The sequence below is a fragment of the Halomonas halmophila genome, from assembly GCF_006540005.1.
GTDB lineage: Bacteria > Pseudomonadota > Gammaproteobacteria > Pseudomonadales > Halomonadaceae > Halomonas > Halomonas halmophila.
In genome coordinates, this window is record NZ_BJOC01000013.1 from 26,026 (window position 1) to 45,130 (window position 19,105).

General features: G+C 64.5%; 18 protein-coding genes. 15 read left to right on the forward strand and 3 right to left on the reverse strand.

The genetic code is table 11. The features are described 5' to 3' along the window. Positions 1–96: 96 nt before the first annotated feature. The 13 genes from asd to HHA01_RS04370 all read left to right on the forward strand — a co-directional run bounded on the left by asd (position 97) and on the right by HHA01_RS04370 (position 12,916). Positions 97–1,209, forward strand: coding sequence for an aspartate-semialdehyde dehydrogenase (gene asd, locus HHA01_RS04310; RefSeq protein ID WP_141318102.1), 1,113 nt, complete (start codon positions 97–99; stop codon positions 1,207–1,209). Positions 1,210–1,380: 171 nt separating this feature from the next. Further along, the gene (gene truA / locus HHA01_RS04315; RefSeq protein ID WP_141318104.1) at positions 1,381–2,361 is read left to right on the forward strand and encodes a tRNA pseudouridine(38-40) synthase TruA; all 981 of its coding nucleotides are present in this window, start codon (positions 1,381–1,383) and stop codon (positions 2,359–2,361) included. After that, entirely contained in the window at positions 2,354–2,995 is a 642-nt protein-coding gene (locus HHA01_RS04320; RefSeq protein ID WP_141318106.1) for a phosphoribosylanthranilate isomerase, read from the forward strand. Before truA ends, HHA01_RS04320 begins: the two co-directional genes overlap by 8 nt. A 60-nt stretch (positions 2,996–3,055) precedes the next feature. Then, the gene (trpB, locus tag HHA01_RS04325; protein WP_141318108.1) at positions 3,056–4,270 is read left to right on the forward strand and encodes a tryptophan synthase subunit beta; all 1,215 of its coding nucleotides are present in this window, start codon (positions 3,056–3,058) and stop codon (positions 4,268–4,270) included. Positions 4,271–4,279: 9 nt separating this feature from the next. Then, the gene (gene trpA, locus HHA01_RS04330; protein ID WP_141318110.1) at positions 4,280–5,083 is read left to right on the forward strand and encodes a tryptophan synthase subunit alpha; all 804 of its coding nucleotides are present in this window, start codon (positions 4,280–4,282) and stop codon (positions 5,081–5,083) included. Positions 5,084–5,201: 118 nt separating this feature from the next. Beyond that, entirely contained in the window at positions 5,202–6,248 is a 1,047-nt protein-coding gene (gene accD / locus HHA01_RS04335) for an acetyl-CoA carboxylase, carboxyltransferase subunit beta (protein ID WP_141318112.1), read from the forward strand. 10 nt (positions 6,249–6,258) lie between these two features. Continuing rightward, entirely contained in the window at positions 6,259–7,569 is a 1,311-nt protein-coding gene (folC, locus tag HHA01_RS04340) for a bifunctional tetrahydrofolate synthase/dihydrofolate synthase (RefSeq protein ID WP_141318114.1), read from the forward strand. After that, positions 7,566–8,249, forward strand: coding sequence for an SPOR domain-containing protein (locus HHA01_RS04345; protein WP_141318116.1), 684 nt, complete (start codon positions 7,566–7,568; stop codon positions 8,247–8,249). Before folC ends, HHA01_RS04345 begins: the two co-directional genes overlap by 4 nt. A gap of 5 nt (positions 8,250–8,254) precedes the next feature. Further along, entirely contained in the window at positions 8,255–8,827 is a 573-nt protein-coding gene (locus HHA01_RS04350) for a CvpA family protein (RefSeq protein ID WP_141318118.1), read from the forward strand. Positions 8,828–8,886: 59 nt separating this feature from the next. After that, positions 8,887–10,404 (forward strand): amidophosphoribosyltransferase, encoded by a 1,518-nt coding sequence (gene purF / locus HHA01_RS04355; protein ID WP_141318120.1) that lies wholly within the window; start codon positions 8,887–8,889, stop codon positions 10,402–10,404. A gap of 10 nt (positions 10,405–10,414) precedes the next feature. Beyond that, positions 10,415–11,611: an O-succinylhomoserine sulfhydrylase gene (locus HHA01_RS04360; protein ID WP_141318122.1), complete on the forward strand. Its 1,197-nt coding sequence runs from the start codon at positions 10,415–10,417 to the stop codon at positions 11,609–11,611. A gap of 115 nt (positions 11,612–11,726) precedes the next feature. Beyond that, a complete protein-coding gene (locus HHA01_RS04365; protein WP_141318124.1) occupies positions 11,727–12,281 on the forward strand; it encodes a cytochrome b in 555 nt (184 codons plus the stop codon). A 50-nt stretch (positions 12,282–12,331) separates the two neighbouring features. Further along, positions 12,332–12,916 (forward strand): YceI family protein, encoded by a 585-nt coding sequence (locus tag HHA01_RS04370; RefSeq protein ID WP_141318306.1) that lies wholly within the window; start codon positions 12,332–12,334, stop codon positions 12,914–12,916. Between the two features lie 173 nt (positions 12,917–13,089). On the opposite strand, the gene HHA01_RS04375 is transcribed toward HHA01_RS04370, so the two are convergent. Next, entirely contained in the window at positions 13,090–13,881 is a 792-nt protein-coding gene (locus HHA01_RS04375) for a 2OG-Fe dioxygenase family protein (RefSeq protein ID WP_141318126.1), read from the reverse strand. Positions 13,882–14,157: 276 nt separating this feature from the next. Between HHA01_RS04375 and HHA01_RS04380 the strand changes: the two genes are divergently transcribed. Both HHA01_RS04380 and HHA01_RS04385 read left to right on the forward strand, forming a co-directional pair. Beyond that, complete coding sequence (locus tag HHA01_RS04380) at positions 14,158–15,972, forward strand: putative bifunctional diguanylate cyclase/phosphodiesterase (protein WP_141318129.1); 1,815 nt, start codon at positions 14,158–14,160, stop codon at positions 15,970–15,972. A 156-nt stretch (positions 15,973–16,128) separates the two neighbouring features. After that, on the forward strand, positions 16,129–17,418 hold the full coding sequence (locus HHA01_RS04385) for an MATE family efflux transporter (RefSeq protein WP_246053818.1): 1,290 nt from the start codon (positions 16,129–16,131) through the stop codon (positions 17,416–17,418). A 96-nt stretch (positions 17,419–17,514) separates the two neighbouring features. Here the strand turns inward: HHA01_RS04385 and HHA01_RS04390 are convergent, their stop codons facing one another. Further along, the gene (locus HHA01_RS04390; protein ID WP_141318133.1) at positions 17,515–18,702 is read right to left on the reverse strand and encodes an amino acid aminotransferase; all 1,188 of its coding nucleotides are present in this window, start codon (positions 18,700–18,702) and stop codon (positions 17,515–17,517) included. Position 18,703: 1 nt separating this feature from the next. After that, entirely contained in the window at positions 18,704–19,042 is a 339-nt protein-coding gene (locus tag HHA01_RS04395; protein WP_141318135.1) for a 4a-hydroxytetrahydrobiopterin dehydratase, read from the reverse strand. Between the last annotated feature and the right edge of the window lie 63 nt (positions 19,043–19,105).

A 19,105-nucleotide genomic window follows, 5' to 3' on the forward strand; every position in this document is an offset into this window, starting at 1 on the left:
GCCATGTGGTGTCGCGATCGCGACAGCAGGGTGGGCGCTGATACGGCATCGTTTTTTCTGTAGTATTAATCGTTCACTTTTTCTGGAGGACTTCACATGTTGAAAGTCGGTTTCGTCGGATGGCGTGGCATGGTCGGCTCCGTGCTGATGCAACGCATGATCGAGGATGGCGATTTCAGCGGTATCGAGCCGATCTTCTTCACGACCTCCCAGGCCGGTCAGCCCGGTCCCGATGTCGGTGTGGACGTGCCCGCGCTGAAGGATGCCCACGATCTCGAGGCGCTGAAGGCCCTGGACGTGATCATCACCTGTCAGGGTGGCGATTACACCCAGGCGGTCTACGCCGACCTGCGCGGCGAAGGCTGGAAAGGCTACTGGATCGATGCCGCCAGCACCCTGCGCATGGCCGATGACGCCACCATCGTTCTCGACCCGGTCAACCGCAAGGTCATCGACGAGCAGCTGGCGCGTGGTGCCAGGACCTTCACGGGTGGTAACTGCACGGTCAGCCTGATGATGATGGGCCTCGGCGGGCTCTTCGAGTCCGACATGGTCGAATGGATGACCTCCATGACCTATCAGGCGGCTTCCGGCTCGGGTGCCAAGCACATGCGCGAACTGCTCAACCAGATGGGCACGCTGCGTGACAGTGTGGCCACCGAGCTGGCGGATCCGGGCAGTGCCATTCTGGATATCGATCGCCAGGTGACCGCGGCCATGCGCGGCGGCGACTTCCCGGTCGACAACTTCGGTGCCCCTCTGGCCGGCAGCCTGCTGCCATGGATCGACTCCAAGCTCGATAATGGCCAGAGCCGCGAAGAGTGGAAGGGCTCGGTGGAGACCAACAAGATTCTCGGTCGCCAGGACAACCCGATCCCCATCGACGGGCTCTGTGTGCGGATCGGCGCCATGCGCTCGCACAGCCAGGCCTTCACCATCAAGCTCAAGCAGGATGTGCCGCTCGACGAGATCGAGGAGCGCATCGCGACGCACAACGACTGGGTCAAGCTGATCCCCAACGACAAGGATGCCACCAACGACAGCCTGACGCCGGCCGCCGCGACCGGCACCCTGACGGTCCCGGTGGGCCGCCTGCGCAAGCTGGCCATGGGCGGTGAATACCTGTCCGCCTTCAGCGTCGGCGACCAGCTGCTGTGGGGTGCCGCCGAGCCGCTCAAGCGTATGTTGAAGATCCTGCGCGAGCAGTAAATCGGCTCGCCCGCCATGCGCGTGCGTCGCGGGGCGCCCTGACAGGGGCGCCCCGTTTCTTTTCAGGCCGGCCCCACGGCTGGCGTTATGCGCGTCTGGCAGGGATAATGTGGCGTCATATCTTTCCGGGCAGCCGCCTGGTGAATCCCGAGCCGATGACCCGATCGCACCATGAGCTTTTTTCGACGTCTTGACGAGAACCAGCCCCTGACAGGCCGCCTGGCCATGTCCGTGGAGTATGACGGCAGTCATTACTGTGGCTGGCAGCGCCTCAAGCATGCGCCTTCCATCCAGGGCGCCCTCGAGAGGGCCCTGTCGCGGGTAGCCAGTGCGCCGGTCGATCTGCATGCCAGTGGACGCACCGACTCCGGGGTGCACGCCACGCGACAGATCCTGCACTTCGACCCGCCGGCAGCGCGCTCCGCCAAGGCCTGGGTGTTCGGCGGCAATGCCAACCTGCCCGGTGACATTGCCATCCGCTGGGTCAAGCCGGTGGACGAAGCCTTCCATGCGCGCTTCATGGCGCTGGCCCGGCGCTATCGTTATGTCTGGCTCAACCAGCCCACCCGGCCGGTACTCGAGCGTGCCAACGTCACCTGGTGTCGTGATCCGCTGGACGCCGAGGCCATGAACGAAGCGGCCCAGGTGCTGGTCGGCGAGCATGACTTCTCCAGTTTTCGCGCCGCCGGCTGTCAGTCGCGAACACCCTGGCGCCACCTGCACTTCATCGAGGTGAAGCGCCATGGCCCCTATCTGGTGCTGGATGTCCAGGGCAATGCCTTCCTGCACCACATGATCCGCAATATTGCCGGCGCCCTGATGCGGGTCGGGCGTGGCGAACAGGGCACCGACTATCTCGGCCGCCTGCTGGCGCTGCAGAACCGGGCGCTGGGCGATATCACCGCGCCGGCGCACGGTCTGCATTTCGTCGACTCGATCTATGACGCGGCCTGGGACCTGCCCGCTGAGCCACTGGGCCCCAATCTGCTGGCCTTGCTCGGCGAGTGGACCGGGGAGCGCCCCTTGCCGAGCATACGCCCCGAGCTGTTGCGGGGGCGGAGTCGGGAAGAGGGGCTGGCCTTTGCCGCGGCGCGCGCCGCGGCCGCCGAGGCTCAGTCCCACGGCGATGAACAGGAGTCCGCCGATGCTTGATCATGCCAGCCGGGTCGCGCGAACCCGGGTGAAATTCTGTGGCCTGACGCGGGCCGAGGATATCGATGCGGCCGTGGCGGCGGGGGTCGATGCCCTCGGCTTCGTGCTGTGGCCGGGCAGCAAGCGCGCCATCTCGCTGGACCGGCTGGCCGTGCTGAGCGACCGGGTGCCGGCCTTCGTGACCCGGGTGGGACTCTTTGTCGATGCATCGCCCGAGGAGGTCGAGGCGGCGGCGGCGCACCTCGATCTGCTGCAGTTTCATGGTGACGAGTCGCCCGCGGCCTGTGCGGCTTCCGGCCGTCCCTGGATCAAGGCGCTGCGCATGCGCGACGAGCTCGATCTCGACGCGGCAGCCGCGCGCTTCAGCGGGGCGCGGGCGCTTTTGCTGGATGCCTATCGGCCCGGTGTGCCGGGCGGTACCGGCGAGACCTTCGACTGGTCGCGGATCCCCGCAAGCCTGGCAAAACCTGTTATCCTCGCCGGAGGTCTTGCGCCGACCAATGTCGGCGAGGCCATCGCCGGGGTGGCCCCCCATGCGGTGGATGTTTCCGGCGGCATCGAGGCCGAGTCCGGCATCAAGGATGCCGGTGCCATGACGGCCTTCATGAGCGCGGTGCGCCGCGCCGATTCATGATTCCATTCACCGTTGTGCTGTGCATCGACAACGCTACACCGATCCTGTGAGGTGTCTTTCGTGAGCAAGTTCAGTGACCTGACCCGACTGCCGGACGACCGCGGCCACTTCGGCCCCTATGGTGGCCGGTTCGTCTCGGAGACCCTGAGCTTCGCCCTGGAGGATCTGGAGAAGACCTACCGGCGTCTTCGTGAGGATCCGCAGTTCCAGGCCGAGTTCGACCATGATCTGGCCCACTATGTGGGGCGTCCATCACCGCTCTATCATGCCGAGCGATGGTCGAACCGGATCGGTGGGGCACAGATCTGGCTGAAGCGCGAAGACCTCAACCACACCGGGGCGCACAAGGTGAACAACACCATCGGCCAGGCACTGCTCGCCAAGAACAGCGGCAAGCCCAGGGTGATCGCCGAGACCGGGGCCGGCCAGCATGGCGTGGCCACGGCCACGGTGGCCGCGCGCCTGGGACTGCAGTGCGAGGTCTACATGGGGGCCGCGGATGTCGAGCGCCAGAAGCTCAACGTCTATCGCATGCGGCTGCTCGGTGCCACGGTCATTCCGGTCGAGTCGGGCACCCGTACGCTCAAGGACGCCATGAACGAGGCATTGCGTGACTGGGTGACCAATGTCGATGACACCTTCTACATCATTGGCACCGTCGCGGGGCCGCATCCCTATCCCATGCTGGTGCGCGACTTCAACGCCGTGGTCGGGCGTGAAGCACGCCGCCAGTCGTTCGAGGAGTTTGGCCGCCTGCCCGACGCCCTGGTGGCCTGTGTCGGCGGCGGTTCCAATGCCATCGGCCTTTTCTATCCGTTCGCCGAGGATGACGAGGTGGCCATGTTCGGTGTCGAGGCCGGCGGCGATGGCGTCGCCACCGGGCGGCATGCGGCACCGCTGACGTCCGGTGCGCCACATGGCGTGCTGCATGGCAATCGCACCTACCTGATGTCCGACGAGGGTGGCCAGGTTTCCGATACCCACTCGATATCGGCGGGCCTCGATTATCCGGGTGTGGGCCCCGAGCATGCCATGTGGAAGGATGTCGGCCGCGTCGAGTATGTGGCCGCCGATGATGATGCCGTGCTCGAGGCGTTTCGCGAGCTGACGCATGTCGAGGGCATCATGCCGGCGCTCGAGTCGGCCCATGCACTGGCCCATGCCAAGCAGCTGGCAGCGACCATGCGGCCCGACCAGCACATCGTGGTCAACCTTTCCGGGCGCGGTGACAAGGACATCATGACCGTTGCCAAGCTTGACGGCATCGAATTCTAAGGAAGCCTGATGAATCGTATCGATCAACGTTTTGCCGATCTGAAGGCGCAGGGCCGCCGCGCACTGATTCCCTATATCACCGCCGGCGATCCGTCCCCGGCGTACACCGTGGGCTTCATGCATGCCCTGGTGCGCGGCGGTGCCGATGTCATCGAGCTGGGGGTGCCGTTTTCCGACCCCATGGCCGATGGCCCGGTCATCCAGAAGGCCTGTGAAAGGGCCCTGCGCCATGACGTTCGCCTGGTGGACCTTCTGGAGATGGTCAGCGAGTTCCGCCGTGACGATCCGCATACCCCGGTCGTGCTGATGGGCTACCTCAACCCCGTCGAGCGCCTGGGGGGCGAGCACTTTGCCGACCGGGCCGCCGAGGCCGGTGTCGATGGCGTGCTGCTGGTCGACATGCCGCCGGAAGAAGCCGACCTGCTCGGGCCGGTGCTCAAGGCGCGCGGCCTGGCCTCGATCTTCCTGGTGGCCCCTACCACTTCGCATGCTCGGGCCGCTACAATATGCGCCCATGGTGAGGGGTATCTCTATTATGTCTCGCTCAAGGGCGTCACCGGCGGGGCGGCGGCCGATGCCGCGGACATCGCGGACCACCTGGCGCCTCTGCGCGAGATGACCGACCTGCCGTTATGCGTCGGGTTCGGCATTCGCGACGGCGCCTCGGCGGCGGCCGTCGGCCAGGTGGCGGATGGCGTCATCGTCGGCAGTGTCCTGGTGCAGCAGATCGCCGACAACGCCGAGACACCCGAGGCGATCCCCGCGGCTCTGGAAGCGGTGCTGGGGGAAATGCGTCAGGCCCTGGACACCTGAACGCCTTGCTGGGCTCTCGCTCGCTGGACCTGCAACAGGCGCTGACGAACTTGAGTCGACCGATTTGATTTGGCCCCCGCCCGGCGGGGGCGACAGTACAAAGGGAAGCGATTCTGACATGAGCTGGCTAGACAAGATCGTGCCCTCGGTGGGGCGCATTCAGCGCAAGGACCGGCGTACCACGAGCGTTCCCGACGGCCTGTGGCGTAAGTGTCCCAAGTGCGAGTCGGTGCTCTACCTGCCGGAGCTCGAGAAGCATCACAACGTCTGCCCCAAGTGTGAGCATCATCTGCGCCTGACCGCTCGCAAGCGGCTCGACTGGTTCCTCGACAAGGAAGGGCGGGAGGAAATCGCCGCCGACCTCGAGCCGGTCGACCGCCTGCGATTCCGCGACTCCAAGAAGTACAAGGACCGCCTGGCGGCCGCTCAGAAGTCGACCGGCGAGAAGGATGGCCTGATCGCCATGCGCGGCTCGCTGGAAGGCCTGCCGGTGGTCGCCGTGGCCTTCGAGTTCACTTTCATGGGCGGCTCGATGGGCACCGTGGTCGGCGAGAAGTTCGTGCGTGCCGCGACCCTGGCCCATGATGAAGGCGTGCCGCTGGTCTGCTTCGCCGCCTCCGGCGGGGCGCGCATGCAGGAAGCGCTGTTCTCGCTGATGCAGATGGCCAAGACATCGGCCGCGCTCGAGAAGCTCAAGGAAGCCGGGGTGCCCTATATCTCGGTGCTCACGGATCCGGTGTTCGGTGGTGTCTCGGCATCGCTGGCCATGCTCGGCGATCTCAACGTGGCCGAGCCCAATGCCCTGATCGGCTTTGCCGGCCCGCGGGTCATCGAGCAGACCGTGCGCGAGCAACTGCCGGAAGGCTTCCAGCGCAGCGAGTTCCTGCTTGAGCATGGCGCCGTGGACATGATCGTCCACCGCCAGGAGATCCGCGAGCGCCTGGGCGGCGTGCTGCGCAAGCTCACGCATCAGCCGGCCAATGGACCGGCGGCGCGTGGCGGCGAAGTACCGGACCTCGTGGATCGCGCCGAACAGGCCGAAGAGTCGACGCAAGAGCCGCTGCCACAAGAGCCGGCGGCGTCCGAGGAGGTTCCGCAAGAGTCTGGCGGCGACAGCGAGAGTCCGGAATTCGAGCCGACGCCACGCTCCGACGGCCAGCGCTGAGTTAGGCGTCATGAACGAAACGGCGTCACCCACCGAGCTCGAGGCCTGGCTGAGGCGACTGGAGGCGGCTCATCCGGTGGATATCGACCTCGGCCTGGAGCGTGTGGCCGAGGTGGCGCAGCGCATGGGGCTGTTCGACGGCCCCGTCGCCGAGCGGATCATCAGCGTCGCCGGTACCAACGGCAAGGGTTCAACCGTGGCCATGCTGGAATCGCTGGCCAGCCAGCACGGCCTGTCCACGGCCACCTACACTTCTCCCCACCTGCTTCGCTACAACGAGCGGCTCCACCTGAACGGCCAGGAGGCCGATGACGCGACGCTGATGGACGCCTTCAGGGCCGTCGAAGCGGCGCGCCTGGCGGGTGAGCCGGTCAGCCTGACCTATTTCGAGGTCGGCACCCTGGCCGCCCTGCATGCCATTCGTAGCCTGTCACCTCAACTGGCCATTCTCGAAGTCGGCCTGGGCGGCCGCCTCGATGCGGTCAATGTCGTCGACGCGGATGTGGCCGTGGTGACCACCATCGCGCTGGACCATGCGGCCTTTCTGGGCGATGACCTGGCGAGTATCGGTCGCGAAAAGGCCGGCATCATGCGGTCGGGACGACCGGCCGTCCTGGGATCCCGCAGCCTGCCCGCCAGTGTCCGCGAGGCGGCGGACTCCTTGCCGGCGCCGGCCTTTGCGCTGGACGAGGCCTATGGCCTGGAGCAGGAAGCGGCGACCTGGCACTGGTGGCGTCGGGCGGGAGAGCGCATTACGCACCTGCCCGATCCGGGCCTGCCCCTGGACAATGCCGCCACCGCCCTGGCGGCCCTGGCGCTGACAGGTATCACCCTGAGCCCCGAAGCCTGTCGGGCCGCCATGGCCAATGTCCGCCTGCCGGGGCGCATGCAGTGGGAGGGCGCCTGGTGCCTGGATGTGGGGCACAACCCCCAGGCGGCGGCTTATGTGGCGACCCGGCTGGCCGAATGGGGCGTCGCCGGCAAGACCTATGCACTCATCGGCATGCTGGGTGACAAGGATGCCGATGGGGTGATCGAGGCTCTGTCGCCGGTCATCGATGCCTGGGTGCCGGCCTCGCTGGAAGGCAGTCGCGCGCGAAGCGCCGATGACCTGGCCGCCTGCCTGCTGCGCCATGGTCAGGAAGTCGTCGCCCGGGCCGCGTCGCCCGCCGCCGGGGCGCACTGGCTGGAAGGCCGGCTCGAGCCGGAAGATCGTGTACTGGTCTGTGGTTCCTTCTTCACGGTCGCCGAGGTGCTGGCCGCCCGGGGGAATCCGGCGCAGACTGGTCGGGATGACACGTCCATCGAGGGAATGACATGAAATACGGTATGCGTGAGCGGGTCAGTGGGGCACTGGTACTCATTGCCCTGGCAGTGATCTTTGTGCCTCTCTTGCTGGATGACCCGGCGCCGCGAGAGGAACGCCCCGATCCCGTGCTGACCATCGAGCAACCGGTCGATGTCGAGCAGCGTGACGTGGCGGAGCCGACACCGCCGGAAAGCGTCGAATCGCAGCAGGACGCGTCGGCCACGACCGCCGATGAAACAGAGGTGTCCCGGGATACGGTCGAGCCGGTCGCCACCGAGGATGCCGCTGCCCCGCAGCAGGCTGAGCAGGATTCGTCGTCGGTGACAACGCCGGCCGAGGAGACTGAGCCGGCATCCTCGACGGACACCGCCAGTGAGTCGACGTCGAATGACTCGCAGCAGACCGATGACCCCATCGCCGAACTGGCGCGGGCGGCCGACGAGCGTCAGGCGAACGCCATCCCGGACGGCGAGTGGGCCGTGCAGGTCGGCAGTTTCGCTCAGCCCAGCAACGCCGAAGGTCTTCATGCGCGCCTGCAGGAGCAGGGCTATCCGGCTTATCAGCGGGCGCGTGACAACAACATGACGACGGTCTATGTCGGCCCTTATGCCAGTTCGGAAACGGCCGAGAACGTCATGGGCAAACTCAAGGCGGCGCTGAACCTGCAGGGCCTGCTGGTGAGGACAGAGTGAGCGACATGGCGCTGACCTGGATAGACTGGCTGTGTATCGCCGTGCTGGCGCTCACGGCCATCACCGGGCTGTTCCGCGGGCTGGTGCGCGAGGCCCTGGGGCTGGCGTCCTGGGTGGTGGCGCTGCTGGCGGCCCGCTGGTTGTCGCAGCCCGTTGCCGAGCGCCTGGCGAGTCTGATCGAGAGCCCTGATGGGCGCCTGGTGCTGGCCTTCGTGCTGGTGGTCTTCGCGGTCATCCTGGCCTGCGGTCTGGTGATCCGCGTCATGCATGCGGCGGTCGAATGGGTTGGCATGGGGCTCTTCAATCGCCTGGCGGGCGCCGCCTTCGGTGCCGCCAAGGGGGCTGCCGTACTGGTACTGGCGACGGTACTGATCGGCCTGACCCCTCTGTCGCAGTTGAATGCCTGGCAGGATGCCGAGCTTCGCCCTCGACTGGAACAGCTGCGTGGCTGGGCCGTCGGGTATCTGATGGAATGGGGAGAACGCCTGCCGGGGTCGACGACCAGCCTGGAACGCCTGGCGTCACCGGCAGCGACCGAAACGCAGAGTGCTGCGGGCGACGGCGCGAGCACGGAATGATCGGAATATTGAGATGGAACGCCCATCTCCTCCACTTTTGGCAAGCGAGGTAAGCAGTAATGTGCGGGATCGTGGGCCTGATGGCCAAGCAGGCGGTGAACCAGGGGATCTATGATGCCCTGACGGTATTGCAGCACCGCGGCCAGGATGCCGCCGGCATGATGACCTGGAACGAAGGACGCTTCCTGCTGCGCAAGAGCAACGGTCTGGTGCGGGATGTCTTTCATACCCGTCACATGACGCGCCTCAAGGGCAATCTGGGCATCGGCCATGTACGCTATCCGACGGCAGGGTCCTCCAGCGAGGCGGAGTCCCAGCCGCTGTATGTCAATTCCCCCTATGGCATCACCCTGGCGCACAACGGCAACCTGACCAACTCCGAGCAGCTCAAGCAGGAGCTGTTCTCCTCGGACCTGCGTCATATCAACACCAGCTCGGATTCCGAGGTGCTGCTCAACGTCTTCGCCCATGAGCTGGGCAAGCAGGGGCTGCACCTGGCGCCCGGGGATATCTTCGATGCGGTGCGTCGGGTGCATCGTCGCTGTCGGGGCGCCTATGGGGCCGTGGCCATCATCAATGGCGTGGGTCTGGTGGCCTTCCGGGATCCCAACGGCATTCGCCCGGTGGTCTTCGGCACGCGCGACGAAGGGGAAGGGCAGGAAGTGATGATCGCCTCGGAGTCGGTGGCGCTGGACGTCGGGGGCTTCGAGCTGCACCGCGATCTGGCGCCGGGCGAGGCGATCTTCGTCGACATGGACGGCAAGATTCACACCCAGGGCTGTGCCGACACGCCGCGCCTGGCGCCCTGCATCTTCGAGCATGTCTATCTGGCGCGTCCCGATACCCTGCTGGATGGTGCCTATGTGTATGGCACGCGCATGCAGATGGGGCGCAAGCTGGGTGATCGCATCCAGCAGGAGTGGCCGGATCACGATATCGATGTGGTGATCCCCATTCCGGATACCTCGCGGACCTCGGCACTGGAGCTGGCTCAGCACCTGGGCGTGACCTATCGCGAAGGCTTCATGAAGAACCGTTATATCGGACGCACCTTCATCATGCCCGGCCAGACCCAACGCAAGAAGTCGGTACGCCAGAAGCTCAATGCCATCGACATCGAGTTCAAGGGCAAGAACGTGCTGCTGGTGGATGATTCCATCGTGCGGGGCACGACCTGTCGCCAGATCATCCAGATGGCGCGGGAAGCCGGTGCCAACAAGGTGTATTTCGCCTCGGCGGCGCCCCCGGTACGCTATCCGAATGTGTACGGCATCGACATGCCGGCGGCCAACGAACTGATTGCCCACGGTCGCAGTGAGGCCGAGGTCGGTGAACTGATCGGTGCCGATCGCATGGTCTATCAGGACCTGGAAGACCTGAAGCAGGCGTGCCGCGATGTCAATCCGGCGCTCGACGAGTTCGACTGCTCGGTCTTCGATGGCCAGTACATCACCGGTGATATCGATGACGCCTACCTGGCCGACCTCGAAGCGATGCGCAACGACGAGGCCAAGCTGACGAGTGCCGGCGACCATGCGCTGGTCGGCATGCACAACCAGGAAGATGACATCGACTAGGGAGAGCGTCATGCAGGATGACCAGCATACCCCGGAGGACTGGGGGCTTGCGACGCTGGCGGTGCGGGCCGGGCATCGGCGGACGGCCGAGCAGGAGCACAGTGAGCCGATCTTTCCGACCTCCAGCTTCGTCTATGGCAGTGCCGCCGAGGCGGCTCGCAAGTTCGGCGGCGAGGAGCCGGGCAACGTCTATTCGCGCTTCACCAACCCCACGGTGCATACCTTCGAGCGGCGCCTGGCGGCGCTCGAGGGCGGGGAGCGCTGCGTGGCCACGGCATCCGGCATGTCGGCGATTCTCGCCACGGCACTGGCGCTGCTGTCCGCCGGTGACGAGATCGTGGCCTCGCGCTCGCTGTTCGGGTCCACGGTGAGCCTGTTCGACAAGTACCTGAGCAAGTTCGGCATCACTACCCGCTATGTGGAACTGTCCAATCTCGACGACTGGGAAGCGGCCCTGAGCCCGGCCACCCGGCTGCTGTTTGCCGAGACGCCGTCCAACCCGCTGGCCGAAGTAGTCGATATCGCCGCCCTGTCGCGTATCGCGCAGCGTCACGGGGCCTGGCTGGCCATCGACAACTGCTTTCTGACCCCGGCGTTGCAGCAGCCGCTGGCGCTGGGGGCCGACCTGATCATTCACTCGGCAACCAAGTACCTGGATGGTCAGGGCAGGGCCGTTGGTGGCGCCGTGGTCGGCTCCGACAAGTTGCTCGAGGAAGTCTACGGCGTCGTGCGCACCTGTGGCCCCTGCATGAGCCCCTTCAATGCCTGGATCTTCACCAAGGGGCTCGAGACGCTGAGCCTGCGCATGAAGGCGCATTGCGCCAGTGCCATGGAACTGGCGCAGTGGCTGGATGGGCATCCGGCTGTCGAGCGTGTGCATTACAGTGGCCTGCCGCATCATCGCCAGCACGACCTGGCAGCCCGGCAGCAGTCGGCGTTCGGGGCCGTGCTGGGAGTCGAGGTCAAGGGCGGGCGCGACGCCGCCTGGTCGGTGATCGATGCTACCCGCCTGCTGTCGATCACCGGCAACCTCGGCGATGCCAAGACGACCATCACTCATCCCGGAACCACGACCCATGGGCGGCTGTCCGCGGAGCAGAAGGCGGCGGCCGGCATCGAGGAAGGCCTGATTCGCCTGGCCGTGGGGCTCGAGGACCTGGATGATATTCGGCGGGACCTGGCGCGAGGGTTGGACGCCCTGGTTTAACCCCGGCGTTCGGCAGTGGTTTTTCCGAATGAAGCGTTCGGCAATTTTCAGCGGACGCCGCGATCTTGGCATCGTATAGTGCTGTGCAAGTCATGACGTCGCGGGAAGATCGACCATGTGGACCAATACGCGTAGTGGATGGGGTTGGATCAGCATACTGCTGCACTGGGTGAGTGCACTGGCCGTTGTCGGCCTCTTTGTGCTCGGCTGGTGGATGACCGGGCTGGGTTACTACTCTGACTGGTACAACCTGGCGCCCTGGTGGCATCGCAGTATCGGCGTGCTGCTGTTGCTGGCGACCCTGGGCAGGCTGGCATGGCGCCTGCTGCAGCCCGCTCCGGCCTCGCGCGGCCACCGCCTGGAACGGCTGGCAGCCCATGCCGGTCATGTCCTGCTGTATGTCCTGATGCTGCTGGTATTGATCAGCGGCTATCTGATCTCCACGGCCGAGGGCAAGGGCATCGATGTCTTCGGCTGGTTCCAGGCACCGCCGCTGCTCACCGGACTGCCGGATCAGGCCTCGCTGGCCGGCATGATCCACTGGTATGCCGCCCTGGCACTGATCATCCTGTCCGCGGGTCATGCCCTGGCGGCAATCAAGCACCACCTGGTCGACCGCAACGATGTTCTCGTGCGCATGCTGTTTCCACGCTATACCCGCCGACGTTGACCGTGATAAAGGTGGGCCTCGCATCATCCCCAACTCAGGAGAGCGACATGATGTTCAAGAAGACCGTGATGGGCGCCAGCCTTGCCGCTGCCGCTCTGGTACCCCTGGCTCAGGCCCAGGCTGCCGAGTACAAGATCGATACCGAAGGCCAGCACGCCTTCGTGCAGTTCAAGATCAGCCACCTGGGCTATTCCTACATCCTGGGGTCCTTCGAGGAGTTTTCCGGCAGCTTTCAGTATGACCCGGACAACCCCGAGGCCTCTGCGGCCAGTGTCGAAGTCGACGTCACCAGCCTGACCACCAATCATGCCGAGCGCGACAAGCACATCAAGAGCGCTGATTTCCTCGATGCCGGCGAGTACCCGACGGCCAGCTTCACGAGCACGGACTTCGAGCCGACCGGTGAGGGAGAAGGCGTGCTGACCGGCGACCTGACCCTGCATGGGGAAACCCAGGAAATCGAAATGCCGGTGACCCTGCTGGGCGAGGGCGAAGACCCCTGGGGCGGTTATCGTGCGGGTTTCGAGGGCAGCACCAGCCTGACATTGTCCAACTACGGCATCGACATGTCGCAGTTCCCCGACGCCATGCAGGAACTCGAGCTCTACGTGACCTTCGAGGGCGTGCGCCAGTAACGCCGACCCGCGAGACGCGCCATCCGGCACCTCGTGGTGCCTGGTAAACGAGAGAACCCCCTGGCGTCAGCCAGGGGGTTCTGTTGTAGAGGGTATCGACAAAGGGCGTCTCGAGACCTTTGTCACCCCTCAAGGGCGATGGCGAGATGACTCACCATCGGACGCGGAAGGACTCAGCCTTCGTTGAGGATGGCGTCGGGGAAGTGACGACGCAGGATGCGGTTCTGGTAGGGATCGACGAACCGACTGTTGATGATGATGATGAAGCGCTCGAATGCCTGATGAGGCGCCTGCTGCGTGATGGCGTCCACGCTGTGGTAGAGCCTGTCGTCACGTAGATGCAGGATATCCCCGGGCGCCAGGGTGGCGTTGGCCACGAGCTCGGTTCCAGCCTTGTCGGTGTAGAGATGGTTATCCGCCCCGACCAGGTTCTGTCGGCTGACCACCATGATGCTCAGGGCCTTGCAGCCATCCGCATGAATCCCCTGGCCCTGCAGAGGGTCGATCTTGCCCTCGCCACGCACGCCGGTTATCTGCATCAGGATTGGCTCATTGGCCTGCAGGCCCCAGAGTCCTGCCCAGGCTTCCACGAAGCGCTTGACGTCGTGCCGCTCCAGGAATGCTCGGGTTAAGGGGGCGTAATAGCGGAGCTTGTCGGCCATGCTCTCGGCATCGTTGAAGGCGCCACCCTGTGCCATGGGGCAGTGGCCAAGATCCTGCATTTCGCCAGCCTGGTCCAGGGCGAGCCATGCCATGCGCTTCCAACGCTGTTCCACGTAGGGATCGCGGGGCAGGTCCGTGGTATGCGATTGCCATGCCGACAAATCAATGCGGTTGCGGATATGGGTCAGCGCCCAGTCCTGATGAGCCAGCTGTTGCGTGACTTCCCGTGACCAATAGCCGGTGTGGCTCGTCTCGGGCATTGCAGTGTGGTCAAAGCCATGCTTGAGCTTGTCGAGTTTCATTTTCTATATCCCTTCCAGTTGATTACAGGATTGGTCTTCGTTGCCGAGAAAGCTCAGGCAACAGTAAGGAAAGGAAGAGAAAACGCGCCCAATGTCAAAGTGAGGACGGAGCGAAGAGGGGCGGGTGGGACCGCCTGGGTGCCCGAGTGGGAGCGGAGACGTGGACTGAGAGTTGCACTAAGTCGTCATCGATGACATTTTGCAGGTCTCAAGACGTCGGGTTGTAAGAAATGACTGCGCGACATGTCGTTTCTTCCTACAGCATCGGGGATCAACATGCTAGGTCGCGTAGCGCGTCTACGAAGGTGGTGGAACAAGATTATCAGGCGACGTCACGGCCTCTTTGGGCGCTTTCAGCCGGCATCGATCGCATCCGATGGCGTGGAGCGCGTCAGGCAGCAGTACCTGGAAAGCGAGCAGCGTTTCCGCGTTCTCCTGGAGAGCCTCCCCAAGGTGGCTGTCCAGGGGTATGACCGTGAACGCCGCGTCATATACTGGAACGAGGCCAGCACTCGGCTGTACGGCTACACAGCGGCAGAGGCGAGGGGCCGGGCCCTGGAAGACCTGATCATCCCCGGTGAGATGCGTGAGTCGATGATCGAAGCGCATCGGGCCTGGGTCGATGAAGGCAAGGAAATCGCGGCAGAAGAAGTGGAGCTCGTGCATCACAGTGGTGAGCGTGTGCCGGTGTTCTCGCATCATGTCATGTTGGGCGAACATACCGACTCGCCGACCATGTTCTGTGTCGATGTCGACCTTTCCGATCAGAAGCAGGCCCACCGTGACCTGGATTTTGCCAAGCGCTTCGATGCCCTCACGCATCTGCCCAATCGCACGGCATTCGAGGCCGAGCTCGAGGAAGCACTCGAGACATGTCTGGTGCGTCATGCCGGCCTGGCCGTGATGTATCTGGACGTCGATCGTTTTTCCGAGATCAATGATGCCCTGGGCTACGACCAGGGGGACCGCCTGCTGGCCCAGATGGCGGGCCGGCTGAGTGAGGAGCAGCGTCTGACGGATCTGATCTCGCGAGTGTCGAGCGATGAGTTCGTGCTGGTCTTTCTGGGGGTCGGGCAGCGCGATGATGTCAGCCGCCTGGTGAGCAAGGTCCAGCACGCCATGCGGCGACCCTTCCTGATCAATGGCGTCGAGCGACGCGTGACGGCAGCCCTCGGGGTCAGCCTGTATCCCGAGCATGGCACCAGCGCCCGCGAGTTGATCCGCAATGCCGATGTGGCCAAGAATCGCGCCAAGATGGATGGTCTGGGGGGGCTGCGGTTCTTTCAGCAGCACCATTATGATGAACTGGTGCGCCAGCAGCATCTGGTGGAAAAGCTGGAGCAGGCGATCGAGCGTGAGGAGCTCAGCCTGCATTATCAGCCTCAGTTGTCGGTTGCCAGCGGTCGCATCGAGAACCTGGAGGCCCTGCTGCGCTGGAAGCCGAGCGACGCTGAGGCCTTCGTGTCACCTGCCGAGTTCATTCCACTGGCGGAGCGGACCGGCCTGATTCACCGTCTGGGTGATTGGGTCATGGAGGAAGCCTGTCGTCAGCAGGCTGCCTGGAAACAGGCGGGATTGACCGGGATACGCGTCGATATCAATCTGTCCGGGCGGCAAATGCTGAGGGCCAACTGTCTTGCCCGTTTCGAGGCATGTCTGGAACGACACGACCTGGCGCCTCAGGATGTCGGTATCGAGCTGACCGAGAACGTTTTGATCGAAGCCGCTTCCATGGTGCTGGAAGATCTGCGGCGGCTCTATCATCGAGGGGTGCGTATCGCCATCGATGATTTCGGCACCGGCTATTCGTCGCTGAGCTACCTCAAGCATTTTCCCGTGACCTCACTCAAGGTCGATCGCACCTTCATGCAGGACGCTCATCTGCGACCGGAAGATCGCTCCATCCTCGAAGCGGCCATCTTCATTGGCCACCGTCTCGGCCTCGAGGTAGTGGCCGAGGGTGTCGAGTGTGCCGAGCAATTGACGCTGATCCGTCAGATGCACTGTGACCTGGCCCAGGGCTATTACTTCCACCGGCCCATGGCCGTCGCGGATGTTCAGCGGTTGCTGGAGACTAGTGAATTGCCCTGACGGCCGCCTCAGCGGCCTGGTGAGCACTGGAGGCCCACGCTTCGCCATGCATGACGTAGAATGGTCGCATTGTCATGCACTGGAGTCCCTGTGAGCCGTAACGATTCGACCGCGACGTCCTCCCTGGGCGCCACGCTGTGGCGCCAGACCTGGCCGATGGCTATCGGCGTGCTGTCCCTGCTGGGGTTTCAACTGGTGGACAGTGCCTTCATTGCCCGTCTGGGCACCGCGCCCCTGGCCGCCCAGACCTTCACCTTTCCGCTGGGCTTTCTGATCATTGGTGTCCAGGTGGGTATGGGGATCGCCATTGCTGCCTTGATCTCGCGTGCGCTGGGGGCCGGCGAGCTCGATTCGGCCAGACGCCTGGGGAGCCTGGTACTGATCAGTGGTGCCGGCGTGATCGCGTTGCTGGCGCTGTTGCTGTGGTGGTGGCAGGCGCCGATCTTTCTGCACCTGGGAGCAGCGCCCGAGTCCCTGTCGCTGATTCGCAGCTACTGGAATCCGCAGCTGGTGGCTGCCTGGGTCGGCGCCTGTCTGTACTTTGGTTATAGCCTGTTTCGTGCCCATGGGGATACGCGTCTGCCGGGCATCCTGATGGTTGCGACCAGCGTCGCCAACCTGGTTCTCGATCCACTGTTGATCTTCGGTATCGGCCCCTGGGAGGGGCTGGGGCTGCCGGGTGCCGCCATTGCCACCGTGCTCGCCTTTGGCCTTGGGCTGGCCATTCTGGCGTGGCGGCTGTCGCGACATGACTGGTTGTCGACCCGAGGGCTGACAGGAGAGCTGCGTGTTTCCGTGCGCCCCTTCGCCGGTATTGCCGGGCCGGCCATGATCAGCCAGTTGATGCCGCCCCTGGCCGCCATGCTGGCGCTCTCGGCGGTGGCCGGTCTGGGGGAGTCGCAAGTGGCGGCCTGGGGGCTGGCCAATCGTCTGGAGACCGTCTCGCTGATGGTGGTGCTGGCCCTGACCATGTCGCTGCCACCCTGGCTGGGGCGCTGCTATGGTGCAGGCGATTGGCAGCAGGTGCATCGGCTACTGCGGCTGGCCTTGCGTGTGGTGATCATCTGGCAGTTGGCGCTGGGACTTATACTGGCGGTGGCCGCCCCCTGGCTGGCTCAGGCGCTGGCCGGCAACCCTGAAGTGCGTGACGACCTCGCCATGCTGATTCGCTTCATGCTGCCGAGTTATGCAGCCCTGGGTGTGTGCATGCTGGTCGTTTCGGCCGGCAATGCATTGGGTTGGCCCCTGCGGGCGATGCTGATGTCGGCGGCGCGACTCTTCGTCTTCTATCTGCCCTGTCTCTGGGCCGGGGTCTGGCTGGCGGGGCTCGTCGGCCTGGCGGCCGGGGCGGCACTTGGCAATCTGCTGGCAGGCCTGGCCGCCTGGTGGCTGCTGCGTCGGGTGCTGGCCAGCCCGCGGCGTGCCGTTGCCGAGCCGGCCGGATGAGGGGCTTCAGCAGAGGGCGTGCTTCAGCCTGTCGCCATGCAAAGAGGCCCCGCGATCCCGCGAGGCCCCGAGTGCTGACAGCCTGTCGGCCAGCGCCTAGTTGACGGCAGCGATTGCCTTCGCCAGATAGGGCAGGTTGTCGTGAGAAAAGCCGGCCACATTGGCGCGGCCAGAACGCACCATGTAGATGCTGAATTCGTCACGCAGGCGGTCGACCTGTTCCGGTGTTAGTCCGGTATACGAGAACATGCCCTTCTGTTCGGCCACATGGGCGTACTTCTCGTCCAGTCCGTAGGGCTTGAGGGCCTCGACGAAATCGCGGCGCAGGCTGTTGATGCGGTCGCGCATTTCAGTGAGTTCTTCACGCCAGGTGGCGGTGAGTTCCGGCGAGTGCAGGATCTCCGCGACGATCGAGCCGCCATGGGCGGGCGGGTTGGAGTAGTTCTCGCGGGCCACGATGGCGACCTGGGAGCGGATGTTTTCCATCTGCTCGTTGTTGCGGGCGACCATGATCAAGCAGCCGGTACGCTCGCAGTAGATGCCGAAGTTCTTGGAACAGGAGCTGGTGATGATCACTTCGTCGAGGTTTTCGGCCAGTAGGCGCGGGCCATAGGCGTCTTCGTCGAGCCCCTTGCCGAAGCCCTGGTAGGCGAAGTCGACCAGGGGCAGCAGCTTGCGTTCCTTGAGGACTTCCAGGACTTGTCCCCATTGATCGCGGGAAAGGTCGAAGCCCGTGGGGTTGTGGCAGCAGGCATGCAGCAGCACCACATCGCCTTCGGGGATCTGCTTGAGGGCCGCCAGCATGCCGTCGAAATCCAGGCGGTTGTTGCCGTCGACATAAGGGTACTTCTTGAGGGTCAGGCCGGCGGCCGGAAAGATGCCCAGATGATTGGGCCAGGTGGGGTCACTGACCCAGATGCTGCGGCCCGGCAGTTGAGTGGCGATGAAGTCGGCGGCCAGGCGCAGGGCGCCGGTACCGCCGGGGGACTGGGTGGCGCTGGCACGACCGGCCTCGAGCACCGGGGAGCCCTCCCCGAGTACCAGCGGCAGGACGGCCTGGCCATAGCGCGGATCGCCGTGAGAGCCGATGTAGGTCTTGGTCATTTCGTTTTCGAGCAGTTGGGCCTCGGCATCCTTGACCGCGCGCATGACCGGTGTATTGCCCTTGGCATCACGATACACGCCGACACCGAGGTCGACTTTCTGAGGATTGGTATCCTTCTTGAAGGCCTCGATGAGACCCAGGATGGCGTCCCCGGGGACCCGCTCTATTTGCTCGAACATGTTACGTCGCTACCTCGTCGGTTCTGGCGGCAAGAATGAAGTCGTTCTTGTGCAGGCCCTTCATTTCGTGGGACCACCAGGTCACGGTGACCTTGCCCCACTCGGTCAGCAATGCCGGGTGGTGTCCCGCTTGCTCGGCGATTTCACCCACTTCATTGGTGAAGGCCAGGGCCTGACGGAAGTTGCGGAACTTGTAGCTCCGCTCCAGTTGCATGATGCCATCGCGTTCGACGATCTGCCACTCGGGGATGTCGCGTCGATAGGACTCGATCTCGCTGTCGGTGACATGCGGGGCGTCCCAGCTGCAGGCTTCGCACTGTTGTTCTGAGAGGTCGCTCATCTTGCCTCCTTCATCGCGGATGGATGTATCCCATTGTCTGGGGCTGGTGTCGCCTCCTGTCAA